We start from the raw sequence: 13136 nt of genomic DNA, 5'->3' as shown, positions 1-13136 counted from the left end.
GCCTCAGGACTCGGCACGTACATCCCCGGGTTTCGCCCGCACGTCGCCGGAGGTGACCTCGGCGTCGAGGTCCAGCTCCGCGAGCCGGGCCGCGGACTCCTCGTCCAGCTCCGACAGCGCCAGCAACTGCTCCGGTGTCACCCCGTCCGGAATCGGTACCGGTGCCGGAGTCCGCAGCGGCGGCTGCCAGCCGTCCACCGCGTCCCAGCGCCGCACGACCCGCGCCGGAGCGCCCGCCACCACCGAGTGGTCCGGCACCACACCGCGTACCGCCGCACCGGCCGCCACCACGACGTTCCGCCCGATCCGCGCCCCCGGCAGGATCACCGCCCCGGTCCCGACCCAGCAGCCCGGCCCGATCTCCACCGGTTCCATCCGCGGCCACTGCTTCCCGATGGGCACGTGCGGATCGTCGTACGAGTGGTTGGTGGAGGTCACGTACACATACGGGCCGAAGTAGCAGTCGCTGCCGATGGTGACCGTCGTGTCGGCGATGACATGGCTGCCGCGGCCGAGCACGACACCGTCGCCGATGCGCAGGATCGGGTCGGAGCCGAGGTCGAGGTCGGGCATCAGACCGGCGGTCAGGGTGACCTGCTCGCCGACGATGCAGTGGGCGCCGAGGTGGATCCAGGGTTCGCCGAAGACGGTGCCGAGCGGGAAGGCGAGTCGGGTACCTGTTCCCATCGCGCCGAAGCGGAGACGCCCCGGCCGCTCTGCGGTGACGGAACCCGTGCGCTGCACCCAGGCCCAGCCCGCGTGGACGGCGCGCTGCGCGAGGCGGCGACGCCATGACGAGAACGTGTTCCTGCTCCTGGGCACCCGCTCACGGTACTCAGGGTGACGGGGGCCCAGCAGAGATCCCGGCTGTGATCTTCACCCCACCGGGGCCGGAGGCGATGGCATACGGTGCCGCTGTACCGACGACGACGAGGAGACGGCGATGACGCAGCAGGCGCTGATCAAGGGGATCGGCGGCAAGGATCCGCAGCTGGACGAGGACGCGTTCACGGCACCCACGTCCGTGGTCATCGGGGACGTCATCCTGCACGCGGGCGCCAGCGTCTGGTACGGCGCGGTACTGCGGGCCGACTGCGGCCCGATCGTCATCGGCGCAAACAGCAATGTCCAAGACAACTGCACCCTCCACGTCGACCCCGGCTTCCCCATCACCATCGGCGAGCGCGTCTCGGTCGGGCACAACGCCGTCGTGCACGGCGCGACCGTCGAGGACGACTGCCTGATCGGGATGGGCGCCACAGTCCTCAACGGGGCCGTGATCGGCGCCGGCTCGCTGGTGGCGGCCCAGGCACTGGTACCGCAGGGGATGCGGGTGCCCCCGGGCTCGCTCGTCGCGGGCGTCCCCGCCAAGATCAAGCGGCAACTGACGGACGAGGAACGCGAGGGCATCTCACTGAACGGCGCCCAGTACGTGAACCTGGCAAAAGCACACAGCACGTTGTAACGGGCAGGGGGAAACGCGCCCCTTCAGGGGCGCGGGGCCCTGACATCTGCGGCTCCGCCGCGTGGGCGCGACCAGCCGCATACGGCCCGCCGTCACAAACCGGCAGCCGCACGCGGCCCGCCGTCACAAACCGGCCGAAACCTACTCCGCGACCGCCACAGGCTCCGGCTCCGCCGCCGACTTCCTCGCCTTACGCCGAACGACCAGCATCGACGCCAGCCCGATGAGGACCGCGACCACCAGACCCAGCCACGAGAACCGCTTGAGCCAGGACTCGGCGACGACACCGACGTAGTAGATGACTGCGGTCGTGCCGCCGGCCCAGACGATGCCACCGAAGACGTTGGCGATCAGGAACTTCCAGTACGGCATCTTCAGCACACCCGCGAGCGGGCCCGCGAAGATCCGCAGCAGGGCGACGAAGCGGCCGAAGAACACGGCCCACATGCCCCACTTCTGGAAGGACCGCTCGGCCGTCGCGATATGGCCCTCGCTGAAGTGCTTGGGGAACTTCCCGCCGAGCCAGGCGAGCAGCGGTCGTCCGCCCTTGCGGCCGATGGCGTACCCGATGGAGTCACCGACGATCGCGCCGACGCTGGCGCACGTCCCGAGGATGACCGGGTTGATGCCTTCGTGCTGGGAGGACAGCAGCGCCGCCGAGACCAGGATGATCTCGCCGGGCAGGGGGATGCCCAGACTCTCCAGGCCGATGACCAGGCCCACCAGCGCGTAGATGCTGACCGCGGGCACCGTCTCGAGCCACTCCTGGACGTGCAACGCCGGTTCCTCCCGAATCACGTACTTCCGCGGCGTGCGCCCGGAGCGGGCGCACGCCCGGGAAGCCTACCGGTCAGCGCGGCACGGCCGTGTCCCACAGATCACATCGATGCTCCTGGTGCACGGTGGTGCTCAGCGTGTTCCCGCCCTGGGACGCGGTCCGCAGCGAGAGCGCCAGACCGGTGCGGTCGGGCATCCCGGGCTGCCCGACCGCCCGCGGCACCCCACCCCGGATGAAGGATCCCCAGTACTGGATCATCTGCCGCGACAGCGTCCGCTGCTCCGCGTTCAGCGGGGTCGTGAGACCGAAGTGCTTGAAGAGGTACTGCACCTCGTTCACGTGCGTCGCCCCGAAGTCGAAGCTGGTGCCCAGATTGCGCAGCGAGGCGAAGGGCGGCGAGGTGCGGTTTGCGGTCGGCGAACTCGTACGATTGAAGTGCTCTCCCAGCTGAAGCAGGGAGATTCCTACCTACCTTGCGGTGGCGGGCTTGACGCGCGGTGCGCGCCTGGCGACTGCCCTCCCGGCAGCCGGGATGAGCGCGTGGCCCATCCGGTACAGGTGCAAGATGTTCCGGGCTGCGTTGTGGTCGGCGTTGCCCGTCCATCCGCAGTCGGGGTTCTTGCACACGAACAGGGCCTGGGTCTCCCGGCTGCCGGGCGTGGTCAAGCCGCACGCGGAGCAGCGCCGGGAGGTGTTCGGGGCGGGGACCTTGGCCAGGGTGCCGCCGCGTCGGGCGAGCTTGTACGTCAGCATGGTGACCGTGCGGCCCCATGCCTCCCCGCTGATCGAGCGGTTCAGCCCGGATTTCTGGGCGACGTTCTTGCCTGGTTTGTCCATGGTTCCCTTGGCGGACTTGACCATGTTCGTGATCGTGAGTGCTTCCACCACGACGGTGCCGTACGCGTCGGCGATCTTGATGGTGGTCTTGTGCTGCCAGTCCGCGGCCCGGCGCTTGGCTTTCGCGCGGAGCCCTGCGATCTGGTCGTAGGTGTGGCGCAAGCGACCGGAGGTGCGTTCGCCGGGCTTGCGGTGCTTCTTGCGGCGGGCGGCGCGCTGCTCCAGGTCCAGGAGCCTGGCCTGTTCCCCGACGGTCAGCCATTCGCCGTGCCCGTACGTCTCGCCGTCAGACAGGGCGAGGGGCACGGTGATGCCCACGTCGAGGCCGGTTTCCGGCCCCTGGTGGGGGTCGGGCTGCGGTTCGAGGGTCTGGACGCGAAAGGCGATGTGCCAGCCGAGCGGGCCTTTGACCAGGCGCGCACCGGTGATGCGGGTGTCTTTGCCGGCGTGCTTGCCCACGGGGAGGTCTTTGGTCCAGCGGAAGCGGACACGGCCGATCTTCGGCAGGTTGACCATGCCCCACCGGCGATGGACACGAACGACGTTCAAATCCCGACCCTGCGGCACATCCACGGTCATCGCGGTGCGGAGGCGGGCCTTGAAGTTCGGGGCGTCCGACCGGCCGTCCCAGCAGTTCTTCCACGCCTGGAAATACGTCTTCAAGACCGCCTGCGCGGCCTGCGCGGGAAGGGCGGCGAGGAAGTCGATGTCCTGGCGGGCCCGGCGGATCGCGGCGTCCGCGTTCGCGAGAGTCCGCTTCTCCTTCGGCATCATCTGCCACCAGGCGTGCAGGAGATTCCACATCGTGCGGGCCGCGTGCGCCTGGTCATCAGCCTTGAGGGCGTCGGCAGGAGTCAGTGCCAGCCGGGCACGGTGCCCGAACTGCCGCTTCTCCAAGCCGCGATCACTCACCGTCGGCCGGCGGACGTGGCTGTCGTATTCCTGGCGCATGAACTGCTTCAGTTCGGCCTCGAAGTCCGTGCAGACCTCGCGCATGACCTCCTCGCAGCGGGTCAGCATGGCGTCGGTGAACGCCTTCCGCCGGTACTTGGTAACGAAGACCAAGTGGACGTGAAGGTTGTAGACGACGTGACGGCCGGTCCGTGTATTGGTTCATGTCACCACGATGGAACCCAAACCCAGATGTACCTGTGGGGCGGACACTTCTGGTCCGGCTCCTACTTCGCCGGGTCCTGCGGCGGGGCACCGCTGACCGTCGTCAAGCAGTACATCGAGAACCAGCAACGCCCCGCCGCCTGAGGACAACCCTGCGGACCCGTGCACCCGCGCGGGTCAGAGCAGTCCTGAGATGGCCTTCACCCCCGCCGTAAACGACTCCGTCGGTAAAGGGACAGGGCGGACATTGCGGCTCGTGTGCCGGTTGGATGCGGATCACTCGACCTGCGAGTTCACAGGCCCGGGTGATCCTCGCAGCCAAACCGTCAGAGAGCACGGGTACGGCGGGAAAACTATGACCGCCGGTGACTCGTGTCAATGAAATGAACAGAAACGGCTGACGCCCCGACAACAACCGAAGGGAGACTCAGAAACGCGGGAGCGGGGACGGGGCGGGGGCCGGAGCGGGGACGGGACGGGGACGGAGGCGGCGGAAACCGTCACGCCGCCGCGGGACCGGCCGCCACCACGAGTTCCGCGTTGCGGTCCCCCGCGCCGCCCGCCCAGCCCTCCTGAACACCGGCGGCCATGCCCTCGGCCAGACCGGGAGCGTTGTACGCCAGTTCCCGGTACAGCGAGGCGAGCCCGACCGCCGACAGGTCGCCGAAATCCGGGGCGGTGCGGTGCGGGGCGGCGGATTCGACGAGGGTGGTGAACAGGGACAGCGTCCCGTCCTGGTTGTCGGTCAGTTCGATCAGGCGGGCGTGGTGCGGATAGTCCACGTGGGACGCGGTGTTGACCTCCCAGAAGGAGCGGGTGGGCGTCGCGTGCGGGTGCGGTGTGATCCGGTTGACGTGGCTGTGGCCGTTGATCCAGGCGACCACGTTCGGGAACCGGCTGAGCAGGGCGATGACCTCCGCGCCGTCGTGCCGTGGCTCGTCGGTGCGGGCGGCGTCGGGGCGGCGGGTCATGCTCGGGCTGTGGTGGTGGCTGAAGACCAGGATGTGGGCGTCGTCGGCGCCAGGATTGCGGACGAGACGGCCGTCCGCGTCGTAGGACCGGGAACTGTGCGCGGCCAGGGTCCGTTCCAGCCAGCGGAGTTGGTCGGTGCCGAGGGAACCCTCGTAGTGGCCGCTGCGATAGGTGGTGTCGATGCTGATGCCGAGGACGCCTTCGGCCACCCGGAAGGTGTAGTACATCCGCTCGCCGTCCAGATTGTCCTGCGTATACCCGTGACCGACCGGACCGGCACCCCTATGGGCGGGGTCGAGGTGCGCGGCCAGATAGTCGTGCGGGGTGATGAGCCGGCGCCGCTCGTCGGCGATCACCGTCCGCGTCGACGCCCTGTGCCGGCGCAAAATCGCCTCGAGCACCTCGCTCTTGGGGTCGTCGCCCGTGTCCAGCGCCTTGGCGTAGGCGGCCGCGTCCGCGTCGGGGACGGACAGCAGCTTGCGGGAACCGACGGCGAACTCGTTCAGCGCGGGCGACAGACAGCCCCCGGGCAGATCGTCGTGGTTGCCGACCGTGGAGTACCAGGGGATGCGCAGCCCCGGGCTGGTCACCGGTCGTATCGCCGCGTCGAGGAAGCCGGGGATCAGGGGCAGCCCGCGCCGCTTGTCCAGGTCGCGCAGAGCCGCGTCGCCCGGGTGCCAGTAGAGCGGAAGGCCGGAGTTCTGTACGCCTTCGTACGCCGTCGGGTCCCCGGTGTTGGGCGTGATCCGGCCACCGCCCATCAGGGTCAGGAACCACTCCAACTCGATCGCGGAGTTGTTGTCGACGTTGTCGCCCGTCGTCATCACGAACGCGGGGCGCAGGCCCGTGTACGGACCGCCACCGAGCGCGTTCACCTGCTCCACGAGCGCCACCGCACCCGCCACCGTCAGCGCCTCCTGCGCTCGCCACGCGGTGGCACGGCGCGAGCGCAGGAACTCCGTGCGCAGCGGGTTCTGCACGTCGGCGAGATGAAGATCGGTGAACTGCACGAAGCACGCGAGCGCGGTACGCCGGTCCTGTCGCCCGGCACCGGGAGCGGCGAGCTCTCCCCGTACGGCCAAGGGCCAGCCGGGACCGGACACCAGCCGCCGATAGCCGCCGACGCGTGTCTCACCGCCGAGGCGGGCCGTGGTCTCCAGGGTGGTCGTCGCATACGGCGCGGACCGCCCGGCGGCGCGGGCCGGCTGCGGGGCGACGCCCGGTGCGTCGGACGCGGCGGAGGGGTGGCTGCGCGGCCTCGGGATGAGCACTGCCTCGCTTCCGGCCGCCCTCGACACCGCGCCCGCCGCCGCTCCCGTTCCCGCGACGGCGGCGGCGCCGGAGGCGAGCAGAAAGCGGCGACGGTTGATGGCTGACGCGGGTTCGATTCCGGCCATGGGGCGACCCTCCGGTGCCTTCGAGTGACTCACTGAGCGGAACCACTCATTCAGGCCACGGGGACGGAGGTGTGACCTCTCCATGAACGCCGCCGGAACAGGGCGGACAGCGAGAATCGGCCGGCACCGGCCGCGCGGCGGCGCTCAGCCAGTACGTCTCCGGCGGCGCCGCCAGTACCAGAGCGCACCGACCGCCGCGGATGACGTGGCCAGCGTGATGGCGAGTACCGGCCAACCGCTGCCGGCGATACGCAGGTCGACCAGGACGACCACGGCGGCCAGAAGGAGCGAGGCAAGGGCGTGCAGCACGGCCCCCAGCATCTCCGGATCGACGTGCACCCTCCGACGGCGCTTGGGGGTGCCGGTGCCGACGTCGGCGAAGTAGTGGGCCAGGGCACGGTCCGCCAGACGGGCATCGGCGCGCCGGTAGGACGCCGCCATGTACGGGAGCCAGACGAGGGGGGCGATCAGCCCCACCAGAAAGACCGCCGCGAGGAGCAGCCAGCGCCAGGCCTGGACCGCGAGACGCCGCACGGGCCCCGAGCGCTGCCCCGCGTCGGCGGGGACGAGCAGACCGAGCATGCGAGCCATGCGCAGGGTGACGTCCCAAAGGGCCGCCCATCGCCTCCGGCGCGGAGCGGGTCCGGCGCGGCTGACCCGGGACAGCGCCTCCTGCGCCTGTCGCGTGTCCTCGTACACACCCTGGAGGACGAGGAGTTCGCCGGCGCGGGCTCTCGCCGTGGGGTCACGGCCGTCGAGGGCGGCCAGTTCCAGGACGGTACGCGCCTGGCGGAGCAGTGCGGCGCAGAATGCGACGGGAACGAGCACGAGGAACGGGCCGCCCACGACGGCCCCCTTCGACATGACCGCTCGGCGACCGCGGACGATCACCCTGGCCCGGAGTTCCGCGTCGGCGGCATCAGGGTGCTCGCGCCGAAGCCGGTCCACGGATTCGGATACGGCCGGGCCTGTCCGGCGGACGGCGAAGGCGGCCAGGATCTCCGGGAGGTGCCCGGGATCGGCGAGGATCAAGGCCAGCAGGAAACGTTCCGGCGAGGGTTCGGCGGACCCGTCGGAGGGGGCGCCGGTCACCGGTGACCACACCGCCGTGGCCGGAGCGGCAGCCGTCGCGAGAGATGCGCTCGCCCCGCGTGACTCGGCCACCACCGGCCGCGGTGTCCTGCCGTGATCAGACTGCCCGAGTACGACATAGGTCGTATCTAGCACGAATCATCATCAATCAGGTGTCGGACGACCCCGGCAGAGGAACGACGGCCCGGCAGAGGAACGACAGCCCTGCGGAGGAACGACGGAGCCTCCGCACCACCCCCGCCCGCTCGCGCGCTCAGCGGCGACGACATCCCCCGACGACATCCCCCAAGGCTTCCAGGCCTTCGTCCGGATGGACCACGCCGCGCGCGGTACGCGCGATCAGCAGGTCTGCTGGCAACCAACCGCCCACCACCGAGGTGCACGGGAGGAGCAGGTCGTGCCCGAGGACGAGACCAGCCACGCCAAGGGGCCGGACCGCGCCCAGGACGAGTGGGAACGGCTGCGCGCACGCGTCGCCGCGCTCGAGACGGACCAGGCCGCACGCGCCCCCCGGCACCGGGCGAGATCTCTCCTCGCCGTGGTGCTCATCGTCCTCGGCTGCTTGCTCGCCCCGCTCGGCGCGGTCGCCTCCTGGACCGCCGGCGAGGTCGGTGACACCGACCGCTACGTGGCCACCGTCGCGCCGCTCGCCTCCGACCCGGACGTCCAGGACGCCGTCGCCCGTCGCGCCACCGACGCCCTGATGGAGCACCTCGACCTGTCCGCCCTGCTGTCGGAGGTGGCCCCCGAGGATCGGCCGCGCCTGGAGAAGGCGCTCGGCGCGCTGGGCGGCTCCCTCGAGAACGCAGTCCGCAGCTTCGTCCAGGACAAGGCACGCGCGGTCACGGCGTCCGACGCCTTCGCAACCATCTGGACCGATGTCAACCGCGGCGTCCACGCCGCCGTGGACAAGGCCCTCACCGGCAGCGGCGGCGGCGCGGTGAAACTCAACAAGAACACCGTGACCGTGGACCTCGGCCCGGTCATCGACCGCGTCAAACAGCGCCTGGTCGACGAGGGGATGACGGTGGCCGGGAAGATCCCGGAGATCCACACCGACTTCACCGTCCTCAAGGCCGACGACATCGGCAGGCTCAAGACCGGTTTCCGGATCCTGCAACTCGCCGGCAACTGGCTGCCGGTGCTCGCCGTTCTCCTGGTCGCCGTCGGCGTCCTGCTCTGCGTCCACCGTCGTCGCGCCCTGGTGGCGGCCGCGCTGGGCGTCGCCTTCGCCACGGGACTGCTCGGCATCGGTCTGACCGTCTTCCGCACCGTCTACCTGGACGCGCTGCCTGCCGACGTGTCCCAGCCCGCGGCCGCGTCCGTGTACGACACACTCACCCGGTTCCTGCGCACCACGGTCCGGATGGTGGTGACGCTGGGCGTGGTGATCGCGATCGCCGCGTGGGTGACCGGCCCGGGCCGCCACGCCACGGCCGTACGACAGTTGTGGACAGCGGGCATCGGAGCGGTCCGCTCCACCGCAGACCACCTCGGCCTGCGCACCGGACCCGTGGGTCCCTTCGTTCGTCGTCACCGCCGCTGGATCGCCTGGATCCTGGTCGCCGCGGCCATCCTGACGTACGTCCTGTGGAGCTACCCCACGGGCTGGGTCGTCGTCGGTCTCGCACTCGCGCTCCTCTTCGCGCTGGCGGTGGTCGACTTCCTGGCCGGGGAGACCGCGACTCCCCACGGCTGAATCAGGAGAGCGGGCCGCGCCTCCTCAAAGTCCCTTGACGCACGGGATGTTACCGATAACATCACTGCCCTGGGAACGCTCCCCGACCTCCACCGCCACCCGCGCCACCTCCACCCGCGCGCCGCCCCACCGGCGCGCGCTGCTCCCGCCGGCGCCCCGCCCCGTCCCGCCTCCCGGACCGGAGAAGTCCTGATGCCGCACCTTCTGCGCGTCTCCGCGCGCCCCGCACCGCCCCTGACCGGCCACCTCCCCTTCGCCGACGCACCGGCTGCGCCCGACCCCATCGAGGTGACCAGCCGCTATCTCACGCGCGGCGGCCGCCCCTGGTTCCCGGTCTCCGGCGAGTTCCACTACTCCCGCCACCCGGCCCGCCACTGGGAGGAGGAGCTGCTGAAGATGAAGGCGGGCGGTGTCACGGTCGTGGCCGCCTACGTCATCTGGATCCACCACGAGGAGGTCGAGGGCCGCGTCCGCTTCGACGGCGACCGTGATCTGCGGCGCTTCGCCGAACTGTGCGCCCGGCACGGCCTCGACTTCATCGCCCGCATCGGCCCCTGGTGCCACGCCGAGGTCCGCAACGGCGGCCTGCCGGACTGGCTGCTGGCCCGCGCCTGCACACCCCGCACCGACGACCCCGCCTATCTGGAGCCCGTACGCGGCTGGTTCGCGGCGATCGCCGAGCAGCTGCGCGGACTCGACCGGGCCCACGGCGGTCCGATCGTCGCGATCCAGATCGAGAACGAGCTGTACGACCAGCCAGGACACCTGCTGACGTTGAAGAGGATGGCGCAGGACGCCGGGCTGAGCGCACCGCTGTGGACGTCGACCGCCTGGGGCGGGGTCCAACTGCCTCCGGACGAGCTGCTGCCGCTGTACGGCGGCTACACGGAGGCGTTCTGGACGGAGGCGGACGGCGGCTGGCCGGAAACCTGCCGCAAGCACTTCTTCTTCACCCACCAGCGCGACGACGAGGGCATCGGCGCCGACCTGCGACCGACGACCGTACGGGGCGGTGATCCCGCGCCCACGGACCGCTTCCCGTGGGCCACCTGCGAGCTGGGCGGAGGCATGGCCGTCGCCTACCACCGCCGGCCGCGCGTCGAGCCCGACGACGTGGGCGCACTCGGCCTCACCAAGATCGGCTGCGGTTCGGTCTGGCAGGGCTACTACATGTTCCACGGTGGCACGAACCCGCTCGGCGAACTCAGCACGCTCCAGGAGTCCCACGCCACCGACTACCCGAACGACCTGCCCGTCCTCACCTACGACTTCCAGGCACCCCTCGGCGAGTACGGCCAGGTCAGGCCGTCGTACCACGAACTGCGCCTCCAGCACCTGCTGCTGGCCGACTTCGGCCCGCTGATCGCTCCCATGGAGTCCGTCCTCCCCGAACGGCAGCCCTCGGGCCAGTCCGACCGGGACACGCTGCGCTGGGCCGTGCGCAGTGACGGCACCGCGGGCTTCCTCTTCGTCAACAACCACCAGCCGCACGAACCGCTGCCGGCCCACCCCGGCACGACCTTCACGGTCGACTTCCCCGACGCCCCCGCACTGACGTTCCCCAGCACCCCGGTCACCGTCCCGACCGGCGCGTACTTCTGCTGGCCGCTGCGCCTCGACGTCGCCGGTCTACGGCTCGACTGGGCCACCGCCCAGCCGGTGTGCACGCTCGACGACAGCGGTCGTACGGTCCTGGTGCTGGCCGCCACCGACGGCATCGCGGTCGAACTCGCCCTGGACGCGGACACGGTGACGTCCGTCGACGCGCCCTCCGGAAGCGTCACCCAGGCCGACGACCGCATCCTGATCACCGGTCTGCGCCCCGGCACGGATGCCCTCGTCCAGGCGAAGACCGCGGACGGACACGACGTCGGCCTGCTCGTGCTCGACGCCGCCACCGCGCGCACCGCGTACCGGGGCGTGGCCTGGGGCGCCGAACGGCTGGTCCTCTCCCCCGACAGCGTCGTCTTCGACCACGACGAACTCCGCGTGCACGGCTCCGCGGCCCGGCCGTCCCTCGCCGTCCTGCCCAGTCCGAGGCGGCCGTTGACGGTGGCCGGATCCCCCCTGTCGGCGACGGCGGACGGCGTGTTCACCCGCTACACGACCGGGACCGACGAGGGGGCCGGTGGCCAGGACACCGCACTCGCCGCCACCTTGGTCCGCCCGGCGGGTCCGCCGCCCGAGACCGTGACCGGTCCGCTGGGCCGGGCGAGCGCCCCCGCGGACCAGCACTTCGCCGCCTCCGCGGCCGAGTACCGCGTGGACATACCGGGCGAACTCCCGCGCGAGGGAACGCTCCTGCGCATCCACTGGACCGGTGACGTAGGACGCGCGTACGTCGGGGACGCCCTCGTCGCCGACCAGTTCTTCTCGGGCCGCGTCTGGGACATCGGCCTCGACCGGCTCCCCGCGGACGACCTGCGCACCCACGGCCTACGGCTGCGGCTGCTGCCGCTGGCGGCCGACGCGCCGGTGTACGTACCCGAGCAGGCGGCCGACGGCACCGCGACGGCCGCCGTGCGGCACATCGAGTGGGTGACCACCCGCTCCTGGTCGGTCAGGGCGGACTGAGGAGCGGGAGCCACGTCCGGCGGGCCTATCCTGTGGGCCAGCCGGGCGGGTCAGGACCGCCGCCATGACGTCGGAGGACGCACCACCATGAGCCGAGGTGCCACGGACGGCGCCGCCCCCAAGGGACGCAGTCGACGCAGCTTCGCGGGGGCGCGCCCGGTGATGGACGACGTGGCCCGCCTGGCCGGTGTCTCGAAACAGACCGTCTCCCGCGTGCTCAACGACAGTCCCGCGGTACGCCCCGAGACCCGGGAGGCGGTCCTGGCAGCCATGCGCACGCTCGGCTACCACCCGAGCCGCAGCGCGCGTTCCCTGGCCAGCGGCAGGACGCGGATGCTCGGAGTGATCTCCTTCGACGCGGCGCGCTACGGGCCCGCCTCCATCCTGACCGCGATCAACACCGCGGCCCAGGAAGCCGGTTACCTGGTCAGCTCCATCGCGCTCGACACGGCCGACGGGGACACCCTGGTGAGCGCCGTGCACACACTGTCGGCCGAGGGCGCGGACGGCGTGATCGCCATCGCCCCGCAGCGCTGGGTGGGCCGGGCCCTCGCGGAGGCACAGTTCGACGCCCCCCTGATGGTGCTGGAGAACGACCTCGGGGACGACGTCTCCTACGTGACCGCGGACTCCCGCGACGGAGCGCGCCAGGCCACCGAACACCTGCTGGCGCTCGGCCACTCCACCGTCTGGCACCTTGCGGGCCCCACGGGCTGGCTGTCCGCGGAGCGCCGGGCGGAGTCCTGGCGGGCCACACTGGAGGCGGCGGGTGCCGCGGTCCCCGAGCCGCTCATCGGCGACTGGAGCGCGGACTCCGGGTACGAACTGGGCCGCCGGCTGGCCGGGCGCCCGGACGTCACGGCGGTGTTCGCCTCCAACGACCAGATGGCGCTCGGCGTGCTGCGCGCCCTGCACGAAGCCGGGCGGCACGTCCCGGGCAACGTCAGCGTCGTCGGGTACGACGACATCCCCGAGGCCGCCCATCTGCTGCCCCCGCTGACCACCGTGCGGACGGACTTCGCCGCGATAGGCCGACGCTCGCTGCGGCTCCTGCTGGCCCGCATCGACGGGGCGGCCGAGCCACGGACCGATCACGTCGAGCCGGTTCGGCTCGTGGTCCGCCGGAGCACGGGCCCCGCACCGCGGAAGCGTTGAGTCGTCGACATCGAAAGAGGCGGGCAGCCGCATCCGACCCCCGTCCGGTGC

General features: G+C 71.3%; 10 protein-coding genes and 2 pseudogenes. 5 read left to right on the top strand and 7 right to left on the bottom strand.

Features of this window, described 5'->3' with window-relative positions:
• Nucleotides 1–3 precede the first annotated feature (3 nt).
• Entirely contained in the window at nt 4–822 is an 819-nt protein-coding gene (locus ACX28W_RS31995; protein WP_459003384.1) for an acyltransferase, read from the bottom strand.
• Between the two features lie 121 nt (nt 823–943).
• Between ACX28W_RS31995 and ACX28W_RS31990 the strand changes: the two genes are divergently transcribed.
• Nucleotides 944–1465 (top strand): gamma carbonic anhydrase family protein, encoded by a 522-nt coding sequence (locus ACX28W_RS31990; RefSeq protein ID WP_459003383.1) that lies wholly within the window; start codon nt 944–946, stop codon nt 1463–1465.
• 141 nt (nt 1466–1606) lie between these two features.
• On the opposite strand, the gene ACX28W_RS31985 is transcribed toward ACX28W_RS31990, so the two are convergent.
• The 4 genes and pseudogenes from ACX28W_RS31985 to ACX28W_RS31970 all read right to left on the bottom strand — a co-directional run.
• Nucleotides 1607–2242 (bottom strand): DedA family protein, encoded by a 636-nt coding sequence (locus ACX28W_RS31985; protein ID WP_459003381.1) that lies wholly within the window; start codon nt 2240–2242, stop codon nt 1607–1609.
• 73 nt (nt 2243–2315) lie between these two features.
• On the bottom strand, nt 2316–2690 hold the full coding sequence (locus ACX28W_RS31980; RefSeq protein ID WP_459003461.1) for a carboxylesterase family protein: 375 nt from the start codon (nt 2688–2690) through the stop codon (nt 2316–2318).
• Between the two features lie 21 nt (nt 2691–2711).
• Nucleotides 2712–4031 (bottom strand): RNA-guided endonuclease InsQ/TnpB family protein, encoded by a 1320-nt coding sequence (locus ACX28W_RS31975; RefSeq protein ID WP_459003460.1) that lies wholly within the window; start codon nt 4029–4031, stop codon nt 2712–2714.
• Nucleotides 4005–4184 (bottom strand): annotated as a pseudogene (locus ACX28W_RS31970) (transposase); the annotation flags it as partial. The pseudogene ACX28W_RS31970 and the gene ACX28W_RS31975, both read right to left, overlap by 27 nt.
• A 51-nt stretch (nt 4185–4235) precedes the next feature.
• On the opposite strand from ACX28W_RS31970, the pseudogene ACX28W_RS31965 reads away from it, so the two are divergent.
• Nucleotides 4236–4340 (top strand): annotated as a pseudogene (locus ACX28W_RS31965) (transposase); the annotation flags it as partial.
• 356 nt (nt 4341–4696) lie between these two features.
• On the opposite strand, the gene ACX28W_RS31960 reads toward ACX28W_RS31965, so the two are convergent.
• Nucleotides 4697–6565 (bottom strand): TIGR03767 family metallophosphoesterase, encoded by a 1869-nt coding sequence (locus ACX28W_RS31960; RefSeq protein ID WP_459003379.1) that lies wholly within the window; start codon nt 6563–6565, stop codon nt 4697–4699.
• Between the two features lie 144 nt (nt 6566–6709).
• Nucleotides 6710–7792 carry a hypothetical protein gene (locus ACX28W_RS31955; RefSeq protein ID WP_459003378.1) on the bottom strand — a complete coding sequence of 361 codons (1083 nt, stop codon included), beginning with the start codon at nt 7790–7792 and terminating at the stop codon, nt 6710–6712.
• Between the two features lie 262 nt (nt 7793–8054).
• Between ACX28W_RS31955 and ACX28W_RS31950 the strand changes: the two genes are divergently transcribed.
• From ACX28W_RS31950 to ACX28W_RS31940, 3 genes are all read left to right on the top strand, one after another.
• On the top strand, nt 8055–9356 hold the full coding sequence (locus ACX28W_RS31950) for a hypothetical protein (protein WP_459003377.1): 1302 nt from the start codon (nt 8055–8057) through the stop codon (nt 9354–9356).
• 192 nt (nt 9357–9548) lie between these two features.
• Nucleotides 9549–11930, top strand: a complete 2382-nt coding sequence (locus ACX28W_RS31945) for a beta-galactosidase (protein ID WP_459003375.1) — start codon at nt 9549–9551, stop codon at nt 11928–11930.
• A gap of 87 nt (nt 11931–12017) precedes the next feature.
• The gene (locus tag ACX28W_RS31940; RefSeq protein WP_459003374.1) at nt 12018–13085 is read left to right on the top strand and encodes a LacI family DNA-binding transcriptional regulator; all 1068 of its coding nucleotides are present in this window, start codon (nt 12018–12020) and stop codon (nt 13083–13085) included.
• The last annotated feature ends 51 nt before the right edge of the window (nt 13086–13136 follow it).

This window comes from Streptomyces sp. SD15 (assembly GCF_054462255.1).
The sequence above is the reverse complement of the archived record's forward strand: the minus strand, read 5'-3'. Positions and strand labels throughout refer to the sequence as shown.

What these genes read in the sequence shown, in the direction of transcription:
- ACX28W_RS31990 (WP_459003383.1), top strand. Translation starts at nt 944, where the DNA reads ATGACGCAGCAGGCGCTGATCAAGGGGATCGGCGGCAAGGATCCGCAG.
- ACX28W_RS31960 (WP_459003379.1), bottom strand. Translation starts at nt 6,565, where the DNA reads ATGGCCGGAATCGAACCCGCGTCAGCCATCAACCGTCGCCGCTTTCTG.
- ACX28W_RS31940 (WP_459003374.1), top strand. Translation starts at nt 12,018, where the DNA reads ATGAGCCGAGGTGCCACGGACGGCGCCGCCCCCAAGGGACGCAGTCGA.
- ACX28W_RS31945 (WP_459003375.1), top strand. Translation starts at nt 9,549, where the DNA reads ATGCCGCACCTTCTGCGCGTCTCCGCGCGCCCCGCACCGCCCCTGACC.
- ACX28W_RS31975 (WP_459003460.1), bottom strand. Translation starts at nt 4,031, where the DNA reads ATGCGCCAGGAATACGACAGCCACGTCCGCCGGCCGACGGTGAGTGAT.